We start from the raw sequence: 24,314 nt of genomic DNA on the forward strand, positions 1-24,314 counted from the left end.
AATATTAAAATGAACCAAAATTCCTATCAAGGAATATGGGGTTAAACTTAAAATTATGAACCAAACTAAAATTGGCAATTACAGATGGACAATATGCGCCCTTTTGTTTTTTGCAACTACAGTAAACTATCTTGATAGGCAAGTACTTAGTTTGCTGAAACCCACTTTAGAAGAGCAATTTGGCTGGTCTAACAGTGACTACGCTGACATTGCAGCCATTTTTCAATTTACCTATGCCATATCAATGCTGTTTGCAGGACGTTTTGTAGATAAATTGGGCACTAAATGGGGCTACGGAATTGCTATTGTTATATGGTCTATAGGTGCTATTATACATGCTTATTCTATTTCAATTGGTACAGGAATAGCTTCAGTTTTAACAACTTTTGGTATCGCAGCATTACCCGTGTCTATTTTAGGTTTTATGTTCTCAAGAGCAGTTTTGGCAATTGGTGAATCTGGAAATTTTCCTGCCGCTATAAAGGCTACAGCAGAGTATCATCCAAAAAAGGAGCGTTCATTTGCAACTGGTATATTTAATTCTGGTGCTAACGTAGGGGCTATTTTAGCACCAATAACCGTTCCTTGGATTGCAGAACACTGGGGTTGGGAAAGGGCATTTGAATTAGTTGGAGCGATTGGTTTTTTATGGTTATTCTTTTGGTTGTTTTTCTATGAATCTCCAGAAAAACAAAAGAGATTATCTGCTGCAGAATTGGCTTACATTAATAGTGATGAAGATGAGGTTGCCGATAAAGCAAATGTTGATAAAGTATCATGGTTTAAACTATTAAGCTATAGACAAACTTGGGCTTTTACTTTTGGTAAGTTTATGACTGATGGTGTTTGGTGGTTTTTCTTATTCTGGTTACCAGGTTACTTAAAAGACCAATACGGTATGACTGGTTCAGATATTATGCTTCCATTAACGGTATTGTATAGTATGACAATGATAGGAAGTATTGGTGGAGGCTGGTTGCCTAAATACTTCGCAGACAAAGGTTATGCTGTTTATGATGGTAGAATGAAAGCTATGTTTTTAATTGCACTGTTCCCACTAGTAGTATTGTTGGCTCAGCCTTTAGGTCATTACTCATTCTGGATTCCTGTAGTTTTAATAGGCGTTGGAGCATCTGCTCACCAAGCCTGGTCTGCAAATATCTTTACAACGGTTTCAGATATGTTCCCTAAAAGAGCAATTGGTTCTGTGGTAGGTATTGGTGGCATGGCCGGTGGTATAGGTGGTGTTTTGGTTACTAAAGTTGGTGGATGGATTTTCGATAATTATGCGAACAAAGGGATTTCAGAATCCTTTGCAAAATTCAATGAATTAGGAAACAGTAGTTTTATCAATCAAATTACCTCAATGGATTTAGCTAGTAAGTACGGTGATAAGGTAAATTTAAACATAATGGCATTGAGTAAGTTACCAGTTGAAGTGGCCGATAAATTAAAAGCCATAGATGCAAATATGTTTACTCAATTGCTAGAAATTCAAAAACCATTGGTCCAATCAAATATGACGGTTGCTTACACAATTATGTTCGCATTTTGTGCTGTCGCCTATTTAATTGCTTGGTCTGTGATGAAGTTATTGGTTCCAAAATATAAAAAGATTACTGATCTATAAATTATGAGTTTTCAAGATGAATTAAATGAACTCTTTTTAACAGAAGAGCAGATTCCTACTGCCTTTAAATTGGCAGCAGAAGTTAACCAACGCGAATATTTATCCAACGGAGAAATGTTGCCTTGGAGTGGTGATGTGCATACAGTTTTATCACCAATTTGTATCAAAACTGATAAGGGCTTAGAACGAAAGATCATCGGTACTTATCCGCTTTGCGATGCAAAAGAAGCAACCGCTGCGCTTGATGCTGCTGTAGCTGCCTACAATAATGGTAGGGGAGAATGGCCAACAATGAGCGTGGCTAAGAGAATTGAGTGTGTAGAGAAGTTTACCCATGCAATTATTGAAAAGAAGCAGGAAGTAGTTAAATTGATCATGTGGGAAATTGGTAAAACCTTTGCCGATTCTACTAAAGAGTTTGATCGTACGATAGAATATATCCAAGCTACTATTGATGCATTGAAAGATTTAGACCGTCAGTCTTCTGGTTTCACAATGGAGCAGGGAATTGTAGCTCAAGTTCGCCGCTCTCCTTTAGGTGTTGTTTTGTGTATGGGGCCATTTAATTATCCATTAAATGAGACTTTTACTACTTTAATCCCAGCTTTAATAATGGGCAATACCATTTTATTTAAACCACCAAAACATGGTACATTATTGTTCTATCCTTTATTAGAAGCATTTAAGAACAGTTTCCCTAAAGGTGTGGTTAACACGATTTATGGTCGCGGCAATAAAATTATTCCCGGGCTAATGGAATCTGGAAAGATTAATGTGCTTACATTAATTGGATCAAGTAAAGTTGCCAATGAATTGAAGAAAATGCACCCTAAGGTTAATCGTTTACGTGCCATTTTAGGTTTAGATGCTAAAAATGCAGCTATTATAACTTCAAAGGCAGATTTGAAATTAGCTGTACAAGAAACCGTATTAGGTTCACTATCATTTAACGGACAAAGATGTACTGCACTAAAAATCATTTTTGTACACCGTAGCTTAGCAGATGAATTTTTGAAACAACTTTCCGAATCTGTTAACAAACTAAAATTTGGTATGCCTTGGGTTGATGGCGTTTCTTTAACCCCTCTCCCAGAACCTCATAAGCCTGCATATTTGAAAGAATGTATTGATGATGCAATTTCAAAAGGAGCGAAGATAATGAATGAAAATGGTGGTGCTACCAATGAATCTTTTGTATATCCAGCGGTTGTTTATCCAGTTAATGCCCAAATGAAATTATATACAGAAGAACAATTTGGACCCGTTGTGCCAGTAGTTCCTTTTGATGATTTAGAAGAAACAATTCAATATTTAATTGATTCAACACATGGGCAGCAAGTAAGTATTTTTAGCAATGATAACCAAGAAGTTGCCGCTTTGATTGATCCATTGGTAAATCAGGTTAGCCGTGTAAACATCAATTGCCAGTGTCAACGTGGACCAGATGTTTTCCCGTTCACAGGTAGAAAAGATAGTGCAGAAGGTACTTTATCCGTTGTTGATGCCTTGCGTTCCTTCTCTATTCGCTCATTAGTTGCAACAAAATTAAATGAAAACAATAAGCACTTACTTAACGAAATAATTGATAGCAATAGCTCTAATTTTTTAAGTACAAAGTATTTGTTTTAGAACGACAGGATGAGTTTCTAGCTCATATTTAAAATTATATTGTGTCACAATTACACTATATTAAAAAAAAGAATGTTTAAACTTTTGTTTGTTTATAAAATTAGTTACATTTGAGCTTACCCTTTCGGGGGTATGTTTTTCATAGGTAGATGTAGGGTCTGGAACTTGTTCCAGGCCCTTTTTTGTTTTTTAGCCATTTAAATGCCTTTAAAGGCTATATCTCTATCATCCAATATGCATTAACTATCGTATATTTGTTTGTTATTATGGTAAAAAAGAAAAAAATTATTGTTTCTATTACAGGCGCAAGTGGTGCTATTTATGCTAAGGTTCTGCTAGATACTCTATTGAACCTTTCTTCGCAGATTGAAAAAGTAGGTGTAGTAATGTCTGATAATGCCAAAGAAGTATGGCGTTTTGAATTGGGCAACGAAGAATATGATAATTATCCTTTTACTTTTTATCAAAAAATGGATTTCAATGCCCCATTTGCATCAGGTTCTGCAAAGTACGATACCATGATCATCATTCCCTGCTCTATGGGTACATTAGGTCGTATCGCTCATGGCATATCAAATGATTTAATTTCTCGTGCAGCAGATGTAATTCTAAAAGAAAGAAGAAAATTAATTGCAGTAGTGAGAGATACACCATTTAGCTTAATTCATATCAATAATATGAAAGCAGTTACAGAAGCCGGAGGAATTATCTGTCCTGCAAACCCATCATTTTATAGTATTCCAAAAACCATTGAAGAAGTAGCACAAACCGTGGTTAGTCGTGTAATAGATTTAGCTGGTTTAGAATCTGAAAGCTATAGATGGAATGAAGAATAAGTTGTTCATTGGTTCAATCGTTCATTTGTCATTTCTCGAAGCTCGCAACTCATAACCCTTAACTCATAACTAATTTTATTATCTTTGCAACCTCAATGAAAAAAGTTGCATTTTATACACTTGGTTGTAAGCTAAATTTCTCAGAAACCTCAACAATTGGTCGTTTATTTACCGATGCAGGTTATGCAGTAGTTGAATTTACTGATGGTGCAGATGTATATGTTATTAATACTTGCTCTGTAACAGAACATGCAGATAAAAAATGCCGCAAAGTAGTTAAAGAAGCCTTAAAGTATTCTCCTAATGCTTATGTTACTATTGTTGGCTGTTATGCACAACTAAAACCAACAGAAATAGCAGAAATTGAAGGGGTTGATATGGTATTGGGCGCTGCTGAAAAATTCAGGATTGTTGAGTTTATTTCAGATTTAACTAAAAATCCTAAAGCTGTTGTTCATCAACAAAATATAGAGAAAGTAAACCATAATTTCATTGCAGCTTACTCTATTGGAGATAGAACCCGTACCTTTTTAAAGGTTCAGGATGGTTGCGATTACCCTTGCACTTACTGCACAATTCCTTTGGCACGTGGTGGAAGTAGAAGTGACACCATTGAAAATGTGGTTAATCGTGCTACGCAAATAGCTGCAAGTGGCGTAAAAGAAATTGTATTAACAGGCGTAAATCTTGGTGATTTTGGCATTAGAGAGGGACAAAGAGAAGATAAATTCTTCGATCTAGTTAAAGCACTTGATGAAGTTGAAGGAATTGAACGTATTCGTATTTCTTCTATCGAACCAAACCTGTTAAGCAATGAAATTATTGAATTTGTAGCCACGTCAAAACGATTTGTTCCACATTTCCATATCCCTTTACAATCTGGTTCTAATAAGATTTTAGGATTGATGAAAAGACGCTACCAACGTGAATTATATACAGAGCGTGTGGCGAAAATTAAAGCAGTAATGCCAAATTGCTGTATTGGAGTTGATGTAATTGTTGGTTTTCCTGGAGAAACGCATGATGATTTTTTAGATACTTATCAATTCCTAAACGAATTGGAAATTTCTTATTTGCATGTATTTACTTATTCTGAGCGTGAGCAAACTGAAGCAGCAATAATGAAAGGTAAAGTTACAGGAAGTACTCGCTTTGATAGAAATAAAATGTTGCATATTCTTTCTGATAAAAAAAGAAGAGCTTTTTACCAATCTCAAATTGGTGCCACAGCACAAGTGCTTTTTGAAGACGATCAGAAAAATGGCTTTATGCATGGATTTACAAAAAACTATGTGAAAGTTAAGGCCAAGTATGATCCTGTTATGGTTAATGAACTTAAAAATGTAAAACTTGTAGAATTATTGGCAGACGGCGAAGTAGAAGTTGCCGAAATCCAAGAAGTTTTAGTGCATTAAATCTATAAATACCATCTTCATAAAAATACCTTATGAAAAATTCAGACAAAAGAAAATAGTATGTTTCTTCTGCTAGCTCATTTTTTGTATGGCGAATGGCGATAAGAAAGTCCGAAAGCTGTTAGCCGGGAAGTCCGAAAGATATTTTCTTTTAAAGCCTGACTTTCGGACCTCGGACTTTCGGTCTTTGATTTTCTTTCCTATCTTCGCTTAAACTAATTTTTGTATGTTTCCTACCGTTTCGCATTTCCTTAATTACCTTTTTGGCATTAATGTGCCGCTTCCATTTAATACATTTGGTGTTTTTGTAGCATTAGCATTTGTAGCAGGTTATTGGGCTTTTACTAAAGAATTGAAACGTAAAGAAGCTTTAGGTATTCTACATCCAACAAAAAAGTTGATTACCATAGGCGAACCTGTCACAGCGTTAGAATTAGCTTCCAATGCTTTTTTCGGTTTCATTATTGGCTATAAATTAATTTATGCATTGCTAAATTACAAGCTATTTGTAAGTGATGCACAAACCGTGTTACTTTCATTGAAAGGTAATTTATTAGGGGGTATCGCGCTAGCAGCATTATTTACCTATTGGGATTATAGGGAAAAAGAAAAAGCAAAATTGCCAAAACCTAAAACAGTAGAAGTTACAGTTCATCCTTATGAGTTAATGAGTAACTTGATTGTTTGGGCAGCTGTTTGGGGGTTTTTAGGCGCTAAAATATTCGATAATCTAGAGCATTGGGATTCGTTTATTAAAGATCCAATAGGTGGCCTGCTTTCGTTTAGTGGTCTAACATTTTACGGCGGTTTAATTTGCGGTGGTGCTGCAGTATTAATTATTGCAAATAGAAATGGTATAAAGCCATTACACATGCTTGATGTTGGTGGTCCGGGTATGATGCTTGCTTACAGTGTTGGTCGTATTGGTTGCCATTTATCTGGCGATGGAGACTGGGGTATTCCTAATTTAAATCCTAAACCATTTACATGGTTACCAGATTGGTTATGGGCTTATACCTATCCAAATAATGTTGCAATGGAAGGTAACCCCATGAAAGATTGCATTGATAAGTATTGCATGGAATTGGCACACCCTGTTTATCCAACACCTATTTACGAAGTATTTTTGGCATTCATTATTTTCTTAATTCTATGGAAAATTCGTAAACGAATTAAACTGCCAGGAATGATGTTCGGTATTTATTTAATGTTTAATGGACTAGAACGCTTCTTCATCGAACTTATTCGCGTTAACTCAAAATATACAGTAGCAGGAATTCCATTTACACAAGCAGAGCTGATCTCAACTTTATTGTTTATAAGTGGATGTTTATTAGTTGCTTATTCTATTAAAAACAAAGAGAAATTAGCAAATTACTAATATGAATTACGAATTGTTGTGCTCAAAAGTTATTGCAGTAACTCGTTTAACAGGTAATTTTATTCGTAAGGAAGCGATGGCTTTCGATGCCAATGCAATAGAATATAAGGGTTTAAATGATTTGGTTTCTTATGTTGATAAGAATGCAGAGAAACAACTGGTTAGAAATTTAAGCAAGCTATTACCCGAATCTGGATTTATCACAGAAGAAGATACAGTAAACACTTTAGGTAAAACTTATACTTGGATTATTGACCCTCTAGATGGTACTACAAATTTTATTCATGGTGTGCCAACTTATGCCATCAGCATTGCTTTATATGAGGAAAATCAACCTGTAATAGGAGTGGTTTATGAAATAAATAGAGGAGAAATGTTCTTTTCTTTTAAAGGTGGAGCGGCTTATTTAAACAATAAAGAAATTCATGTATCTAAAAATGCTAATCTTTCTCAAAGCTTATTAGCCACTGGTTTTCCATATTATCAATTTGATAAACAACCTCAATACATGCAGTTATTTACCGAAATGATGCAAAAATGCCATGGGTTAAGACGTATTGGGTCTGCAGCAGTTGATTTAGCATATGTTGCTTGTGGTAGATTTGATGCTTTTTTTGAGTATAACTTAAATTCTTATGATGTAGCAGCTGGGGCATATCTAGTACAGCAAGCTGGTGGTAAAGTAATGAATTTTTCTGGCGGAGATGAATTCTTAGAAGCTAGAGAAATGTTGGCTACAAATGGTAATGTTACTGATCAAATTTTAGCTACAATTAAAAAGTATTTTTAGTTATTATCATCCTATAACAATTGATAATCAAATTATTAATCTTCAAATAAATAACCACTATAAGCCAATCCCTTTGCTACGCTTTTAAAATTATCTCCAGAATTGATCTTCAAATGCGGAAATCTAGTTTTGAAAAGATTTTGAATTGCAGTTACCATAGATGTTCCTCCTGTTAAAAAAAGACTATCAATGTTATTTGGATTAAGATTGTTGTTGGCAAGAAATTCATCTAAATAATTACTAATGCGGTTGATATCTTTTTGGATAATACTACTGTAAGTTGCAATTGCTATTTCCTCATTAATTTTAATACCCATTTTATTATAGTGAAAATTAGTTTTATCAAAATTTGATAGGGCAATTTTTGTCTTTTCTATAGATTGAAATATCGAGTACCCTAGGTTATTATCAATTAAGGTAATTAGGTTTTTGAATTGAGGATCATTACCAGAATAGTAATAATAATCTTCAATGTCTTTTTTAATTCTTATACCATTAAAAAAGTTCATTTTATCCCATGAGCAGATATTTGCAAATAAAGATTTTGGCACCAATAAAGGTTTGCCAGGTGTAGTTTCGTAAATGGTGTTTTTCCCAAAATATGGAGTTCCTTTCTCCCACATAAATGCCGAATCAAAGCTATCTCCGCCAACATAAATACCTCCATTAGCCATCATATCTTCTTTTCTATCCTTACTTGAAACTTTAGTAGGGTCTAAAATTAAATAAGTAAAGTCTGTTGTTCCACCTCCTAAATCGGCAACCAATACACTTTCTCTTTTTTGGATGGTTTTTTCGTAAGCAAAAGCGGCACCAATAGGCTCAAATTGAAAGCGCACTTCAGTAAAGCCAGCATTTTGTGCAGCTTTATTTAACCTTGTTTGTGCCAAAGTATCTTTCATGGTATTGTCGTCGTCAAAAAATACCGGGCGACCAATAACCGCTTTTTTACAATCGTACCCAATAATTTTATCGGCTCTTTCTTTCAGCTCTTTTAAAATTAATGCAACTAAATCTGAAGCATTATATCTTTTATTTTGAATACGGGTTTCAATAAAACTGCTTCGAGATAAAATCTGTTTAATAGATTTGATGAATCTTCCTTGCATATTGTCACTTAAATAAGATGAAATTGCATTTTCTCCAATCACATATTTCTCTTGATTAGGACTAGATACTGAAGGGAAATAAATAAGTGAAGGAATTATGATCGTATCAACGATTTCATTTTTTTCTTCATCTAATATAGCTAGCGCAGAGTTGGTTGTTCCAAAATCTATTCCGTATAGATACTTCTTCATCTTAGGTAAGGGCTATTAAAGGATTATTGTTTAGTGGGGGCGCGAAAGTATGAAAAATACTAAATATACGGGCATAGTAAATGAAATTTGTCTTTTACATCCAGAATTTAGGCATAAAAAAAGAGTCTCAATTCAAATTGAGACTCTTTTTTACGATTATATGCCCCTTTAGGGGATTTGGTTATAAAGCTTCAGAAACAACTTCTTTAACTTCTGGAACCATTCTTTGTAGTAAATTCTGTATACCAGATTTTAAAGTAATTGTAGATGATGGACAGCCGCTGCAAGAACCTCTTAATTCTACAGTTACCACACCTTCATCAAATGATTTGTAGGAGATTGCGCCACCATCTTGCTCAACAGCAGGACGCACGTAATCGTGTAATATTTGTTGAATTTTAATTTCCAATTCACTTCCTTCAAATGCAGGAGCTTCTTCGGCAGTACTTTCTTTTATTTTAAGTTCAGATTCTACTGCCCCTTTAACAAATTCTTTTAAAATAGCTTCTATATCAGACCAGTCTGCATCTTCAGTTTTGGTAATCGTTACAAAATTACTAGCAAAAAATACACCGTTAACAAAGTTGAATTTGAATAATTCTTTAGCAAAAGGAGATTGCTCAGCACTTTCTCTTGTCGCAAAATCTTCACTGCCATTAATTAAAAGTTTATTAACCATAAACTTCATGGTAGCAGGATTTGGCGTTTGCTCTGTATATACGTTAATAGTCATGTCTTTAAATATTATGCTACAAAAATAATTAATTCTAATTCTAAATAGTAGATTGTAGATGTCTATTTTAGGTCATTTGTTAATTGAACTTAGTTAACAGCAGAAAGATTAAAGCTTATAGCCTGTAACTCGCAACTAAAATATTCCTGTATAATTAAAAGGTGTAATCTGTTTTAATTCAGCTCTAATCTCAGCGCTCACCTCTAACTCGTCAATAAAGGCAGCCATGGTATGTGCTGTAATCTTTTGATTGGTGCGTGTTAAAGCCTTTAAAGCTTCGTAGGGGTTTGGATATGCTTCTCTCCTTAACACTGTTTGTATAGCCTCTGCAACAACAGCCCAGTTATTTTCTAAATCTGCATTAATGGCATCTTCATTTAAAATAATTTTGTTTAACCCTTTTAATGTAGAAGTAATTGCAATTAAAGTATGCGCCATTGGTACACCAACATTACGTAAAACAGTGGAATCTGTCAAGTCTCTTTGCAAACGAGAAATAGGTAGTTTAGCTGCGAAAAATTCGAATAAAGCATTTGCCAAACCCGCATTTCCTTCAGCATTTTCAAAATCAATAGGATTAACCTTATGTGGCATTGCTGATGATCCAACTTCACCTTCCTTAATTTTTTGTTTAAAGTAATTTTTAGAAATGTAAGCCCAAATATCTCTATCTAAATCTATAATAATGTTGTTAATGCGTTTTAAAGCATCACATTGTGCAGCAAACTGATCGTAATGTTCTATTTGCGTAGTATATTGTGCACGATTTAAGCCTAATATATTATTTACAAAATTGTTAGAAAAATCTACCCAATTTGTTTTAGGATAGGCAATGTGGTGTGCATTAAAGTTGCCCGTTGCTCCTCCAAATTTTGCACTATTTGGAATATTTTGAAGGTTTGCCAACTGTATAGTTAAGCGTTCCGCAAAAACCATAAATTCTTTACCTAGCTTGGTGGGTGAAGCAGGTTGCCCATGTGTATGTGCTAGCAAAGGTACATCTGCCCATTCTGTAGCATGCGCTTTAATTTTATTGATCAATTCAGCAATTGCGGGATAATAAACCTCCGTTAAGCCTAGCTTAAATGTATAAGGAATGGCTGTGTTATTGATGTCTTGAGAAGTTAAGCCAAAATGGATAAACTCTTTGTATGGCTGTAAGCCTAATTCATCAAATTTAGTTTTGATAAAATATTCAACTGCTTTAACATCATGATTGGTAATGCTTTCTGTATCCTTTACAGTTTGCGCATCAATATCAGTAAAGTTTTGGTAAATGGATTTTAGTTTTGGATAAAGATTGGTATCGAAACTTTCAAGCCCCAGTATTTTTGCTTCACAAAGTGCGATGAAATACTCAATTTCTACAAAAATTCTGTATTTAATAAGAGCTGATTCAGAAAAGTATTCGGCAAGTTTAGCGGTTGTTTTCCTGTAACGACCATCTACTGGAGAAATGGCCTGGAGCGGAGATAAATTCATTTGATTGAAAAAATTGATTCAGCCGCAAAGTTAACATTTATAAGGTATTTTGGAGAATGGAAGTGCTACAAAATATGCTAGAATCAAAAAAGGCTTCAGCAATTGCTGAAGCCTTTTTTATGTTTTTACTATTGACTAGTGTTTAACAGTTGAATCAACAACAGTAGTATCAGTAGTTACAACTGTATCTTTTACAGTAGTATCAGAAGTTACAGTAGTATCAGAACCTACAGTATCAGTTGATTCACCTTTTTTCTCAGAGTTACAAGCTGCTACTGATAAAGATAATGCTAAAGCTAAAAAGCCAAATTTGAATAAGTTTTTCATTTTAATTTTCTGTTTAAATAATTAATTAATTTACATGTTAATACTGCAAAGTTAAAAAGGTAACCCGCAAATGTGAAAAAAAGTTAATTAATTTTTATTTAGTGCTTATTCTTTATAGAATCGACATTTATTTTATTAGAATCTAACAGATTAGAATCGATTTTAGAGGTATCTATCTTAGATGTGTCTATTTTGTACTATCAACAGCGGGTGTTTTTGGCTTTGATGAAAAAAAATCACAAGCTGTTAAGGATGTAGCAATTGCGAAGGCTAGGAAGCCAAATTTGAATAAGTTTTTCATGTTTCTTTTTTAATTTTAGGTTATTAAATTGATTTACACTTAATGCATTAAAAATGAAAAGGTGACCTTGAGAAACGGAAAATATATTTTTTATTTTTTGGGGTTACCATTCCTGGTTTTTGGGTATTAACGTGTGATATTTTTGTAGAGGTTTAGGTTAAATAAACCCGATTAAAGTGGAATTTTCTTTTTTGAAAATTTTAAACGTAAAGCGGGACTAACCTTAAAAAAGGCTACTGTATTTGCTTTTCAAATGAGTAATTAACTCTATTGAAAGTCATAATTACAGCAAAAAATATTTTTTTTGTCTATCATTGGGTTACCATTCACGTTTAAATGTATTAATTGGTGAGTATTAAGTTAAGCAGTTCAGTTCCAACAGATAGAGAGGTAGTATTAGGTATACTTAACAACTCAGAAGAAGCACTAAATAAGTTGTATTTGGGATATTACCCGATGGTTTTGCAATTTATTTTAAATAATAATGGCGACGAAGATGATGCAAAAGATGTGTATCAAGAAGCAATTATTGTTTTATATAACAAAATTAAGAGTGGCAATTTTGAGCTCAGTAGTAAGTTAAAAACTTATTTGTATTCGGTAAGCCGACGCATTTGGTTAAAAAAACTTACTCAAATGAGTAAAAAAACTCAAAATATAGCTGATTTTGAAGATGTTTTGGTGGTTGATGAAGATATAGAAACGCATGAACAAAAAGACATGCAATTTGATAAGATGAAAGTGGCGCTTCAAAGTTTAGGCGAACCTTGTAAAACGATTATTGAAGATTTTTATATCCATAACCTATCAATGCATGATATATGTGAAAAGTTTGGATACACTAATACGGATAATGCCAAAACACAGAAGTATAAATGTTTACAAAGACTAAAAAAGTTATTTTTTCAATCATAAAATGAGGAACGAGATAGAATTAGAAGCGATTATTGAGGATTACTTAAAAGGTAAACTAACTGCTGATGAGCAAAAAGCTTTTGAGCAATTGCGTGCTAACGACCCTGTGGTAGATCATAAAGTTGTTGCCCACAAAGTTTTTTTAGAATCAATGCAGCAATATGCTGATATCCTATTACTAAAAGAACAAATGGATGCTGCTCATCAGCATATAGATGTAGCTGCATTAAGTGCTCAAGTAAAACCTCATCCATCTAGAATTGTAAGGATTTGGAGAAACAACAAATCTGCAATTGCAGTTGCTGCTTCGTTTTTGATATTGGCGATGATCATGCTGTATTCTATTCAAAGCCAGAAAAAACAAGTGGGGGATATGCAACTTTTAGCTGGCAAAGTTTCAGATATTAAAGGCTCACAAGATATTATCGTTAGGACAATTAATGGCGATAATAGAAGAAAATCTACAGATGCAACTCCAGCAAAATTTGGAGGTACAGGTTTTGCAATTTCTAGCAATGGCTATATATTAACTAGTTACCACGTAATTAATGGAAAAGGATCTATATATGTGCAAAACAGCAAAGGTGTTACCTACAAAGTTGTGCGTTACTATACAGATCCAGTTAATGATATTGCTATTTTAAAAATTAGTGATGATGCTTTTACAAATTTAGGATCGTTACCTTATAGTATTAAAAAGGGTGTTGCTCGTATTGGCGATGCAGTTTATACATTAGGCTATCCTAAAGATGATGTTGTTTTGGGAGATGGTTATGTAAGTTCAAGAACAGGTTTAAATGGCGATACAATTGCTTATCAAGTTGCTATTCCAGTAAATCCAGGTAATAGTGGTGGTCCGTTATTGGATAATAATGGAAATATTGTTGGTGTTATTAATGGTAAAGAAAACAAAACTGAAGGTGCGGCTTTCGCTGTAAAATCTAAATATATTATGGAAGCTTTGAATGCAATTCCCCAAGATTCTCTTAGTAAAAGAGTTGCTTATGGCAAAAGAAGTTCACTTCAAGGTTTAAAGCGTAATCAACAAGTGCAGAAAATGCAAGATTATGTTTTTAACATTAAAGTTTATTAACCTATAAAAATATTAAATTTACAAACCCCGAACTTTTAACGAGTTTCGGGGTTTTTTCTTTATAAATAATTTGATATGGAATTTGGAAGAGTTGCACCTGAAGAAATAAGTTCGATTGATTTTACCTTGCCTGCTGATGGTGAGCAAACGGCTTTACTATTAAAAGACCGAAAACCGTTTCCAAAGCCCCTATATTATGTTGGTTGTGCCAAATGGGGGAGAAAGGAATGGAAAGAACTTATCTATCCTAAAAAGACTAAAGAAGCAGATTTTTTAGGTGAATATGTAAAGCATTTTAATTCAATAGAATTGAATGCTGTTTTTTACAGTATCCCAAAAGAAGAACAAATTTTAAAATGGAGGGAACAAGTCGCTGCTAATACCAAAGGTGAGTTTTTATTCTGTCCGAAATTTTCTAGAACGATAACACATATAAAAAGGTTAAAAGACACTGATTTTTTAACTGATGAATACATTAAAGCAATTTCTGCTTTTGGGCCATATTTAGGACCATGCTTTTTGCAGGTGAGCGATAATTTTGGTCCAAATAATATTGAAATATTAGAAAATTATCTAAATAAGCTACCACAAGATTTAAAGGTTTTTGTAGAGGTAAGACACAAAGATTGGTTTATAGGCGATGCCAAAAAACAATTATTTAGTATGCTAGCCAAATTAGGCAAAGGGGCTGCTATCACCGATGCCAGCGGAAGAAGAGATTGTTTACATATGGAATTACCAACTCCTGAAGCTTTTATTAGGTTTGTTGGTAATGGTGGTCAATTTTTAGATTCAGACAAAGCTAGGGTAGATGAATGGATAGTTAGAATTAAACATTGGCTTAGCCATGGTTTAGAAAAGGTATATTTCTTTTTGCACCAGCATGATGAGGCTGATACTCCATTGATTGCAGATTATACAATAAGGGAATTTAATAAACATTTTGGAAGTGATTTGCCTCCGATTAAATTTATTACAGAAAGTAAACTACTATTTTAATAGACTTTTTGTAACTTCAACTTTTTATAAATATTAATCATAAAAATAATTTACTATGAGTTTAAGAATTGGAGATACAGCGCCTAATTTTAAGGCAAAAACGTCTATTGGCGATATCGATTTTTACGAGTACTTAGGAGATAGTTGGGGAGTTTTATTTTCGCATCCGGCAGACTATACACCTGTATGCACTACGGAATTAGGAAAAACAGCTTCTTTAAAACCCGAATTTGATAAAAGAAATGTGAAGGTTTTAGCTTTAAGTGTAGATTCTACTGAATCTCATAACGGTTGGATCAAAGACATCAATGAAACTCAAAATACAAATGTTGAATTCCCAATTATTGCAGATCAGGATAAGAAAATTGCTGATTTGTATGATATGATTCATCCTAATGCTAGCGAAACAATGACGGTTAGATCCTTATTCGTGGTTTCTCCTGATAAAAAAGTGAAACTCATGATTACATATCCGGCATCTACAGGAAGAAATTTTGTAGAAGTTTTAAGAGTAATAGATTCATTACAATTAACTGCAAATTATAGTGTGGCAACTCCCGCCGATTGGAAAGATGGAGAAGATGTAATAGTAATGAATAGTATTAAAACTGAAGATATTCCTGCTAAATTCCCTAAAGGGCACAAAGAGATTAAACCTTATTTGAGAACTACTCCGCAACCAAATAAATAATTTTTAAATCTATTTATTGATTTTAACGTTTTATAATTAACTTTAGTTAACTAAAAATTAAATTTTAATATCAATACAATTGCAATTTTATGAATACCGGAAAAGTTAAGTGGTTTAATACCCAAAAAGGATACGGATTTATTGCTTATGATGGCAATAAAGAAATTTTTGTTCACTTTAAAGATGTTAATGGAGGAATTGATGCGATTAAAGAGAATGATGAAGTAGAATTTGAAACTGCTGAAGGGAAAAAAGGGTTGCAGGCGGTGAATGTTCAGAAAATATAAATGATATAAGTAGATAAAAGCCCCAATTTGTATTGGGGCTTTTATTTTATCCCAGATTAGTAGTAAACTTAGTTTCGTAATTTTTTATTTGCTCTTTTAAAGTTTTACTCAAAACATTTTGTTTGTACAACTCTGCTAATTGCGATAAGCTTTGCATTACATACAAGCCTCTTCTAATATCATTTATAAATAAACGTTGTTCTTCTTGCTTTAAAGATAGGATATATTCAAATTCTTGTCCTATATATTTAGAAGTTTCATTTGTGATTAAGTTTGCGGTGGGATTGGTTTTTAAGAAGTATAGATTTTGAACCAGCGAAATTTTATTAAGTGTATCAACAATAGAGGAGTTATTTAGCGGCAATTTTTTTATGCTTTTGTTCACTACATTTCGAGCCATGCTAATTTGATTGGCCTGAATTAGGTTTGTAGTTAAAGTATTGGCATAAGTCCAAGTTCCCTGTAAAACTCTTCTGCTTTCAGGGTCTAAATATTTCGCATTTTTAAAGCCATTTAACTCAAAATTTTGATAGTGTTTATAAGCTAAAGCATTATTAGTTTGGCTACTTTTATCAAAATTTTCATCTGTTTTAGGTTTTAGGGGGAGTAATCTATATGCATAACCTTCTAAATACAGGTATTTATCAAGCCCAATATAGGTATCGTCAGAAACTGAGCTGGCAAAATAAATAGGTCTTTTCCAATTGTTGTGGACAATGATATCAAACATAGCCAAATCAACTTTGCCCACATATTTCTTCTTGAACTCCCATTCCAACTGGCTAGTTATTTTATCTTTTTCTGTTTTGCTTACAGTGTTTGTTGATATAATATGTTGTGGGTCAATGCTGATTTTTAATTTTCGAGTAGGCATAAAGTTTTCGTAAGTACCATCTTGCATTTGAACTTTATCTTCTTTGTTGTCTGAGGTAAGTACTCCAAATAAATCACCCAATTCTACGCTATCTTTTAACCCATAATCAACATATGGTAAATAATCTCTAACCCCTTCTTTATATTGATGATGTTGCATTGTTATAGGTAATGCTTCAGATTTATATTGTTGTTTCTTCATTTGGTCTATATAAGAATCTGAAGAAAGAAACTGTAGATTAACCACCCTAACGTCAGTCCTAATGCCTTCAACTTCTTGAGCATACCAAAGCGGATATGTATCGTTGTCTGCATTTGTAAATAAAATAGCGTTGGGCTCACAGCTGTTTAAATAATTCTTTGCCATATCTAAGGCTGTAGTTTTTCCACTTCTATTATGATCGTCCCAGCCTTGTACAGCCATTAAAACAGGTGCAATTAATAAACATGTTAAAGTTGCTATCGCTAAGCTTAACTTGCTTGATGTTAAACGAGCTAACATATCTTTTAATGGAAGTACTCCAATACCTATTAAAATCGCGAAAGCATAAAATGAGCCGACATAAGCGTAATCTCGTTCTCTAACCTGTAAAGGATCTTGGTTGATATATAAAATTATGGCAATACCGGTACAGAAGAAGAGCGTAGCAATAATTAAACTATCCTTTTTATTTTTTCTATATAAATAACCCAAACCTAAAATCCCTAATATTAAAGGTAGTCCATAAAATAAGTTGTTTCCAGCATTATTGGTAATGCTTTGAGGGAGTTTGTCTTGATTGCCTAACCGTAGTGCATCAATAGGTTTTATACCACTTACCCAGTTGCCTTCGGTTATACTGCCTTGTCCCTGCTCATCATTTTGGCGACCTACAAAATTCCATGAAAAATATCGCCAATACATAAAACCAAGCTGATAGCTGTTGAAGAAACTTAAATTTTGCCAAAAAGTTGGTGTTTCATCATTGTTCAATCCCATCCAGTTTTGATAGAAATTAATATGCTCAGGTTTACTACTAAAGGTTCTAGGGAAAAATGTGTTTTTATCATAAATACTCTTGTAAGTTTTTCCACTCACTTCATATTTATTTTCATCTTTTCGATAAGTTAGTCCGGTTTCTTCTGCATCAATAGCACTAGAATTATAGAACTGACCATATATTAAAGGTTTATCTTCATATTGTTGCCTGCTCAAATATCCGAATAAGGACATTGGTGTATCTGGATTAGATAGGTTAATATTAGGTTTTGCATTTGCTCTAATGATAATCATAAAGTAAGAGCTAAAACCAAAAAGAACAAATACCAAACTTAATAAGCTTAAATTTAATTTATAGTATTTTTTTTTAACACTGTAAAAGATAGCATAGCCCAAAGCTGCAGCAATTGATAAAATAAAAATAAGTGCACCAAAACCAAAACTCATCCCGAATGTGTTAACTGAAAGTAAATCAGCTTTTGCTGCAAACAATACAACATATTGGATAATGCCAAATTGAATTATACCTAGTAAAAAGCAACCTATTAAAAAAGCCTTAATTGTTCCCCAAGTAGTTGTTTTTTGACTTTTTCTAAAATAGTATACCAATGTAATTGCTGGTATTGCAAGTAAACTTAACAGGTGCATACCAATAGAAATACCAATCACGAAAGCAATAAATAATAACCATTTATCATTTAAATCATTTTCCCACTTTAAAATTGCCCAAAATACGATAGCCGTACATAAAGTCGATATGGCATAAACTTCAGCTTCTACAGCAGAAAACCAAAAAGTATCAGAAAATGTATAAGCTAAAGCACCTACAGCACCAGCAGATATTATGCTTAAAGCATCAATAGTTGATAGCTTTTCGACTGATTTTCTAAATATTTTGAGTGCAATGGCATTAATACTCCAAAATAAAAACATTACGGTTGCTGCACTAGAGATAACAGAAACAAAATTTACCCAATAGGCAATTTTACCAGTATTGTTACCCGCTAAAAGTGAAAATAATTTCCCAATCATTAAAAATAATGGTGCACCAGGTTGATGGCCAACTTCCATTTTGTAAGCCGCTGCAATAAACTCACCACAATCCCAGAAACTTAGGGTAGGTTCCATGCACAACCAATAAACAGTTAGCGCAATAGCAAAGATAACAAAGCCAGAAATGGAGTTAATTAGGTTGAATTTTTTCATTTGATTAGTTTTAGGGTCTAATCAAAAGTACCTCATTAGCTATCTGTTAGCTGTTAAAAATTGTTAAATAGTGTTAAATGTTCAGCATTAATAATGCTGAATGATTTTAGTTTTGATTGCTAAATATCCATTATTGGTTTGTGTGAAAATGATAAAATCATCATGATTTGAACTGATTTTATATTTTTTGACTAAGTTTTCGGCTCTTTCTGGGAAATTTCTAACAATTACATTTCCCTTTAGTGATTTTTCTTTCTTTAACTCATTTAGGCTCATTAAGGATTCGATTTGGAAAATCCTCCCCAAAAAATCTGATTTAATCTTGGTACTAAAATAAAGTTGACTTTGTTGATGAATCTTTTGCAATCTAAATTTTTCTGCAATTAAATTAAATGCGCCACTTTTTAATAGAGCAACATCTGGTTCATATAAATAACCTGTTGGCTCGGTGGTTGCAATTTTCGGTTTTACTTGTAAATCACTTATTGGAAAAGAAAATGTTTTGTCGGTTTCATTTAGGGTTACACAAACTATTTTAATCTCACCAACAAAGTTTTTGTCAATTACCCAAAGCAATTCTTTGCACTCATTTTTTACACTAACAATATGAATTTCACTTACATTTTTTAGCTCGCTTAAACCTGCAGAAATATCTAATAGGGGGGCTGTTTTTATAATGATGCGTTGAGCTTTCTCTAAAAATAAATCTAAGTGTGCTGTAACATCTGGAGTGCAATCTTTAAGCTTAAAAACTTTATTACTATGGCTTCTTCTTGCTGGGTCTATATAAATGGTGCCAAAATGTGCTTTAGCGGTTTTTAAATATTCAACCCCATCGGTGGCTAATACCTCAATGTTATTGCTGCTTAAAATTTTTGCATTGTGATTAGATAATGCTGCTAATTCTTCATTGATTTCGCAACTGTAAACTTTATCAATTTTATTGGAAAAGAAAAAACTATCTACTCCAAAGCCTGCTGTTAAATCAATTAAAAGACTGCCAATTGCTAAATTGGCTTTATATTTTGCAGTTATTTCAGAAGAACATTGCTCAATTGATAATAAAGGGGGATAATAAATATTTTTAGATTTAAACCAAGTAGGAAGCTTATTTGTCGATTTCTTTTTAGCTGCAATTTGCCCTGCTAATTCTGCAGAACTAATATTTTTAAACAGGGGTTTTGCTAATGCAATTTTATTAACATCAGCATTAATATGCTTGTTGATGTATTCTTGAACCTCATTGTTTAAAATATTTACGTTCATGTTAATATAGTTTTACCACAGCTGCACATACTTGCCTCCGGTAGGCAGGAATAAACACAAATTATAGTTGGATATTTGTATTTGTATACGCTTTTAGGTATGGTCTTTAACTTTTCACTTTGTCTTTCATCACAATTTGACAGGTATGTCTGCTTTTAACTTCCAATAAAACATCTTTATTAACTATTACTCTGTCTATTGTTTGCTGATTGTAATAACGAATGGTTACCAATTCTAGTCCATCGTTATATTTAACCTTAAAAGTTTTACTTAAATCTGTAATTAGTTGTTTAATCTTCACTTCATCATTGTCAACACTTACAGAAAAACTAATGGCAGAGTTGAGCATTGTATTCACCTTAACCTTGTTTTTATGTAAAATATTAAAAATGTGACTTAAGTTTTCTTCAATGATAAAAGAGAAATCTTTAGGAAAAATAGAAATTAATACCTGATTTACCTTAAAAATGAAAGAGGGGATAGGCAAACGAGATTCAATACTTGTTATAGCAGTACCCTTAGCATCTGGCTGTAAGAAAGAGCGTACATATAATGGTATTCCTTTGTTTTGAATAGGTTTTATTGTTTTTGGATGTATTACTGTTGCTCCATAGTAGGTAAGCTCAATTGCGTCATGGTAAGACAAATGCTCAATTTTTTCAGTTTCATCAAACCATTTTGGGTCTGCATTTAAAACTCCAGGTACATCTTTCCAAATGGTCATTGATTCTGCATTTAAGCAAGCACAAAAAATTGCAGCAGAATAATCTGAACCTTCTCTTCCTAATGTGCTGGTAAAGTTTTCACTTGTTCCGCCAATAAAACCCTGTGTTACTACAATTCCTTTGTCTAAAAAGGTAGTTAAATGTTTTTGAACCTCTTGCTCCGTTTTATCCCAAATTACATTAGCTTCTCTATAAGTGTTATCTGTTTTAATATAATTTCTAGCATCTGCCCAAATGGCAAAAACTCCACTCAAATTTAAATAAGCTGCAACAATTTTTGTAGACACTAATTCTCCAATAGAAACTATTTGATCATATAAATAATCAGCACTATCACTAGCCTCTTCTTCTAAAAGCCACTCAATTTCTACAAATGTATTAGCTACATCATCATATATTGGGTTTTTGTGATCTTGAAATAATTCATTTATAATGTTAAAATGATAAGCTTTCACCTCTTCGAAAAGTTGATGTGCTTTTTCTTCACCTTTTACATAGGCCCAAGTTAATTCTTCTAATTTATTGGTCATTTTGCCCATTGCAGAGATTACAATCAATAAATTATTAGCTGGATAGCCTTGAACTATTTTAACTAAATTTTTAACACCTTCTGCGTCTTTAACAGATGCGCCTCCGAACTTAAATACTTGCATTAATTTGTAGCGGTTAAAATGGTATTTGGTTTAGCTATGCTTTTTACAGCATCGAATGGAATAATTAATTCGGTTGTGCCGGCAGCATAAGGTTTAATTTCATAAGGATTATAAAGAAAAACTAAACCTTTATCACTCACGTAAAAACTTTCAGGTAAAGAAAAAATTCCTTTTTCAAAAAAATACTTTTCAACCAATGGTTCTGTTGGTGTTAGTTTTTCATTTTTACGAAAAATTGCCTCAGCGATGTTTAATAACTTAGATATCTGACTAACATCAATTAATGAATCCAAAGTTACTGCTTGATTAGTTTTAGGATTATAGTTGAGATAGGAGATGTTTGTATTGCCATGTGCTCCACCAGCATAATCAGCATGTATATATTGCAGTGCAATATAATTAGCAGTTTGCTTTAATACTTTAATCTCTATAATTAAAAACCAAGATTGGTAAGTGTCTTTATTTTCTGCAAAGAAGCTATCATAGCCTTTAATAAAACTATTGGTAATATCCTGGTAAGAAATAATTGCTGGATCTTCTTTAGAGAAATAATCCAACACCTGTCTATGAATGTATTTATTTAGCCCTTGATTTTCAAAAACTGGATATTTTATACTTGCTTTAGCTGTATCTTTTGAGGATTCAGAAGATTTAGCAATATTTTTGCTATAAACCTTTACTGAATCATACTTATAAGTTAAGGTATCAGCTTTAACTGTAGCGTCTTCTACATGGTCTTTTGGTTTTTCGTTTCTACAAGAGGCAAAAAGGGTAGCAGCTATTATAAAACAGAATATTTTTTTCATACCAATTGATGTGTTTGCTCTTTGGAGAACGATGCATTTAACCAACCACTTTCTATATCAGCTCTATATTTATTGTAAAAGTTTAAAGCTGGTTCATTCCAGTCTAAAACTTGCCAAACCATACCGTTATAATTTCCATTTTTTGCCTCTTCAATCACTTTGTCAAAAAGAAGCTTTCCAACACCCTTACCTCGGCAATCTTCAGTTACAATAAAATCTTCTAAGTATAAGCGGCAGCCTTTCCAGGTTGAATATCTTGTGTAAAATAAGGCAAAGCCAACAATGTTATTATTGTCTTCGGCTACAAATGCCTTCCAAACAGGAGTTTCACCAAAACCAGCATCAATAAATTCTGCTAACGTTACCGTAACTTCTTCAGGTGCCTTTTCGTAAACTGCTAACTCATTAATTAATTCTAATAATCTTTTGCAATCTTCTTTAACCGCAACTCTTATGTTTATGTTCATTAACTGCTATTTAAATTTAAAATTTGTCATTATGAGTATTTTGTCGTTCAGAGCGAAGCGAAATCTAATTATTTAAACCTGTTAAATAGATTCCTTCAAAGTCGGAATGACAAACATTTAAGAAATAATACACTTAGCTTACGAAATTAAGCGTACTTGTTCTTTACTCTTTCTCAGTTTTCCAGTGTTTAATTACTCTTTTTCCGAAAATATTACTTCCAATTCTAACCATCGTGCTACCTTCTGCAATTGCTAATTTGTAATCAGAAGACATTCCCATAGATATTTCTTTAAAACTATCTTCTTTTCTAAAGAAACTTAATTTAATTCCATCAAATAAAACTTTTAATTCTTGAAATTCTGCTTTTGTCTGCCCTTCGAGTGCAGTATTAGTTGCAATTCCCATAAGACCTAAAATTCTAACATTTTTAAATGTTGCAAATTCTTCAGATCTCAAAAGCTCGATTGCTTCATCAAATGCCAAACCAAATTTAGTGTCTTCATCAGCGATGTAAATTTGTAATAAACAATCTATCACTCTGTTGTTTTTAATGGCTTGTTTATTAATCTCTTTTAACAATTTAAGACTATCAACAGATTCAATTAATTTTATAAAAGGAGCAATGTATTTTACTTTATTGCTTTGTAAATGTCCTATTAAGTGCCATTCTATATCTTTTGGTAATTGCTCCTGTTTTTCTACCATTTCTTGCACTAAATTTTCGCCAAAAATACGTTGCCCTGCATTGTACGCTTCTAATGCGGCATCTGCCGGATGGTTTTTAGAAACAGCTACTAACTTTACGCCAGCTAAGTCTAATTCATTTTTATATTTTAATAAGTTATCTGCAATGCTCATTTATCAGTATTTTTGGTAAAATTAACAACCTTAGCGCAATTTGGCTAAGAAATAAGAAAGGTTTTATAAATAATGAAAAGATTTTTTTTTCTCATCATAGTTTGTGTATCATTTTATGCTTGTAAACCGGGCATTCCTAAAGAGCTTATACAGCCAGATAAAATGGAGCAAGTGTTGCTTGATATACATATTGTGGATGGTTACATATCTGGATTACCAAGTCTTGATACCTCAAAAAAGGTAGCTTCGGCATACTATAAGGGAGTTTATAAAAAATTTGAGATTGATTCTGCACTTTATAGCCAGAGCATGAATTATTACTATAAACATCCAGATTTAATGAAGAAGATGTATGATAGTATAACAGTTAAACTTTCTAAATTAAAAGAAGAGAATACACTTATCGTAAGTGATCCGCCAGAAAGTATTTATTTTAAAGGAATTTTTGCAAAAGTTTCTGGTGATGATATATTTTTAGATCACAATTTAAATCTCAATTATAATTCTAGAGCATTAAAAAATAATGTGTTTTCAACTCTAACTAATTCACAATCTTTAGAATTAAATGGAATTCCTAAAGCTCAACCAAGTCTTACAAACCCAAATACGCAAATTGGGCAGCCTGTAACCATAACAGAACCAGTTCAAGTACCTAAAGCACAGTAATAAG

At 32.9% G+C, this 24,314-nt stretch carries 22 protein-coding genes; 12 read left to right on the top strand and 10 right to left on the bottom strand.

Going from position 1 to position 24,314, the window contains the following annotated elements; translation table 11 throughout:
• Positions 1-55: 55 nt before the first annotated feature.
• From FA048_RS16215 to FA048_RS16240, 6 genes are all read left to right on the top strand, one after another.
• Positions 56-1,630, top strand: a complete 1,575-nt coding sequence (locus FA048_RS16215) for an MFS transporter (protein WP_136843041.1) — start codon at positions 56-58, stop codon at positions 1,628-1,630.
• A gap of 3 nt (positions 1,631-1,633) precedes the next feature.
• Positions 1,634-3,259 (top strand): NADP-dependent glyceraldehyde-3-phosphate dehydrogenase, encoded by a 1,626-nt coding sequence (locus FA048_RS16220; protein WP_136843044.1) that lies wholly within the window; start codon positions 1,634-1,636, stop codon positions 3,257-3,259.
• Between the two features lie 266 nt (positions 3,260-3,525).
• Entirely contained in the window at positions 3,526-4,095 is a 570-nt protein-coding gene (locus tag FA048_RS16225) for a UbiX family flavin prenyltransferase (RefSeq protein ID WP_136843046.1), read from the top strand.
• 95 nt (positions 4,096-4,190) lie between these two features.
• Complete coding sequence (gene mtaB / locus FA048_RS16230) at positions 4,191-5,510, top strand: tRNA (N(6)-L-threonylcarbamoyladenosine(37)-C(2))-methylthiotransferase MtaB (protein WP_136843048.1); 1,320 nt, start codon at positions 4,191-4,193, stop codon at positions 5,508-5,510.
• Positions 5,511-5,736: 226 nt separating this feature from the next.
• Positions 5,737-6,891, top strand: a complete 1,155-nt coding sequence (locus FA048_RS16235) for a prolipoprotein diacylglyceryl transferase (RefSeq protein WP_136843050.1) — start codon at positions 5,737-5,739, stop codon at positions 6,889-6,891.
• Position 6,892: 1 nt separating this feature from the next.
• Positions 6,893-7,681, top strand: coding sequence for an inositol monophosphatase family protein (locus FA048_RS16240; RefSeq protein ID WP_136843052.1), 789 nt, complete (start codon positions 6,893-6,895; stop codon positions 7,679-7,681).
• 35 nt (positions 7,682-7,716) lie between these two features.
• On the opposite strand, the gene FA048_RS16245 is transcribed toward FA048_RS16240, so the two are convergent.
• The 4 genes from FA048_RS16245 to FA048_RS16260 all read right to left on the bottom strand — a co-directional run bounded on the left by FA048_RS16245 (position 7,717) and on the right by FA048_RS16260 (position 11,524).
• Positions 7,717-8,982 carry an Hsp70 family protein gene (locus tag FA048_RS16245; protein WP_136843054.1) on the bottom strand — a complete coding sequence of 422 codons (1,266 nt, stop codon included), beginning with the start codon at positions 8,980-8,982 and terminating at the stop codon, positions 7,717-7,719.
• A gap of 181 nt (positions 8,983-9,163) precedes the next feature.
• Positions 9,164-9,715 carry a NifU family protein gene (locus tag FA048_RS16250; RefSeq protein ID WP_136843056.1) on the bottom strand — a complete coding sequence of 184 codons (552 nt, stop codon included), beginning with the start codon at positions 9,713-9,715 and terminating at the stop codon, positions 9,164-9,166.
• 135 nt (positions 9,716-9,850) lie between these two features.
• Entirely contained in the window at positions 9,851-11,197 is a 1,347-nt protein-coding gene (purB, locus tag FA048_RS16255) for an adenylosuccinate lyase (protein WP_136843057.1), read from the bottom strand.
• Positions 11,198-11,332: 135 nt separating this feature from the next.
• Positions 11,333-11,524 (bottom strand): hypothetical protein, encoded by a 192-nt coding sequence (locus FA048_RS16260; protein WP_136843060.1) that lies wholly within the window; start codon positions 11,522-11,524, stop codon positions 11,333-11,335.
• A 649-nt stretch (positions 11,525-12,173) separates the two neighbouring features.
• On the opposite strand from FA048_RS16260, the gene FA048_RS16270 reads away from it, so the two are divergent.
• The 5 genes from FA048_RS16270 to FA048_RS16290 all read left to right on the top strand — a co-directional run bounded on the left by FA048_RS16270 (position 12,174) and on the right by FA048_RS16290 (position 15,810).
• Positions 12,174-12,740, top strand: a complete 567-nt coding sequence (locus FA048_RS16270; RefSeq protein ID WP_136843062.1) for an RNA polymerase sigma factor — start codon at positions 12,174-12,176, stop codon at positions 12,738-12,740.
• A gap of 1 nt (position 12,741) precedes the next feature.
• On the top strand, positions 12,742-13,833 hold the full coding sequence (locus FA048_RS16275) for a S1C family serine protease (RefSeq protein ID WP_136843064.1): 1,092 nt from the start codon (positions 12,742-12,744) through the stop codon (positions 13,831-13,833).
• A gap of 75 nt (positions 13,834-13,908) precedes the next feature.
• Positions 13,909-14,832 carry a DUF72 domain-containing protein gene (locus FA048_RS16280; protein ID WP_136843066.1) on the top strand — a complete coding sequence of 308 codons (924 nt, stop codon included), beginning with the start codon at positions 13,909-13,911 and terminating at the stop codon, positions 14,830-14,832.
• 55 nt (positions 14,833-14,887) lie between these two features.
• Positions 14,888-15,523 (top strand): peroxiredoxin, encoded by a 636-nt coding sequence (locus FA048_RS16285; protein ID WP_136843068.1) that lies wholly within the window; start codon positions 14,888-14,890, stop codon positions 15,521-15,523.
• 89 nt (positions 15,524-15,612) lie between these two features.
• A complete protein-coding gene (locus tag FA048_RS16290; protein WP_136843070.1) occupies positions 15,613-15,810 on the top strand; it encodes a cold-shock protein in 198 nt (65 codons plus the stop codon).
• 46 nt (positions 15,811-15,856) lie between these two features.
• On the opposite strand, the gene FA048_RS16295 is transcribed toward FA048_RS16290, so the two are convergent.
• From FA048_RS16295 to FA048_RS16320, 6 genes are all read right to left on the bottom strand, one after another.
• The gene (locus FA048_RS16295) at positions 15,857-18,868 is read right to left on the bottom strand and encodes a glycosyltransferase family 117 protein (RefSeq protein WP_136843072.1); all 3,012 of its coding nucleotides are present in this window, start codon (positions 18,866-18,868) and stop codon (positions 15,857-15,859) included.
• Between the two features lie 87 nt (positions 18,869-18,955).
• On the bottom strand, positions 18,956-20,134 hold the full coding sequence (locus FA048_RS16300; protein WP_136843074.1) for a THUMP-like domain-containing protein: 1,179 nt from the start codon (positions 20,132-20,134) through the stop codon (positions 18,956-18,958).
• Between the two features lie 106 nt (positions 20,135-20,240).
• A complete protein-coding gene (locus FA048_RS16305) occupies positions 20,241-21,512 on the bottom strand; it encodes an aspartate kinase (RefSeq protein WP_136843076.1) in 1,272 nt (423 codons plus the stop codon).
• Positions 21,512-22,318, bottom strand: a complete 807-nt coding sequence (locus FA048_RS16310) for a DUF3298 and DUF4163 domain-containing protein (RefSeq protein WP_136843078.1) — start codon at positions 22,316-22,318, stop codon at positions 21,512-21,514. The genes FA048_RS16305 and FA048_RS16310 overlap by 1 nt, the downstream gene beginning before the upstream one ends.
• Positions 22,315-22,785 (bottom strand): GNAT family N-acetyltransferase, encoded by a 471-nt coding sequence (locus FA048_RS16315; protein ID WP_136843080.1) that lies wholly within the window; start codon positions 22,783-22,785, stop codon positions 22,315-22,317. Before FA048_RS16315 ends, FA048_RS16310 begins: the two co-directional genes overlap by 4 nt.
• A 163-nt stretch (positions 22,786-22,948) precedes the next feature.
• Positions 22,949-23,644 carry a YggS family pyridoxal phosphate-dependent enzyme gene (locus FA048_RS16320; protein ID WP_136843082.1) on the bottom strand — a complete coding sequence of 232 codons (696 nt, stop codon included), beginning with the start codon at positions 23,642-23,644 and terminating at the stop codon, positions 22,949-22,951.
• A 72-nt stretch (positions 23,645-23,716) separates the two neighbouring features.
• Here FA048_RS16320 and FA048_RS16325 point away from each other — a divergent pair, with 72 nt between their 5' ends.
• Positions 23,717-24,310 (top strand): DUF4296 domain-containing protein, encoded by a 594-nt coding sequence (locus FA048_RS16325; RefSeq protein ID WP_136843084.1) that lies wholly within the window; start codon positions 23,717-23,719, stop codon positions 24,308-24,310.
• The last annotated feature ends 4 nt before the right edge of the window (positions 24,311-24,314 follow it).

This window comes from Pedobacter polaris (assembly GCF_005116505.1).
Taxonomy (GTDB): Bacteria; Bacteroidota; Bacteroidia; order Sphingobacteriales; family Sphingobacteriaceae; genus Pedobacter; species Pedobacter polaris.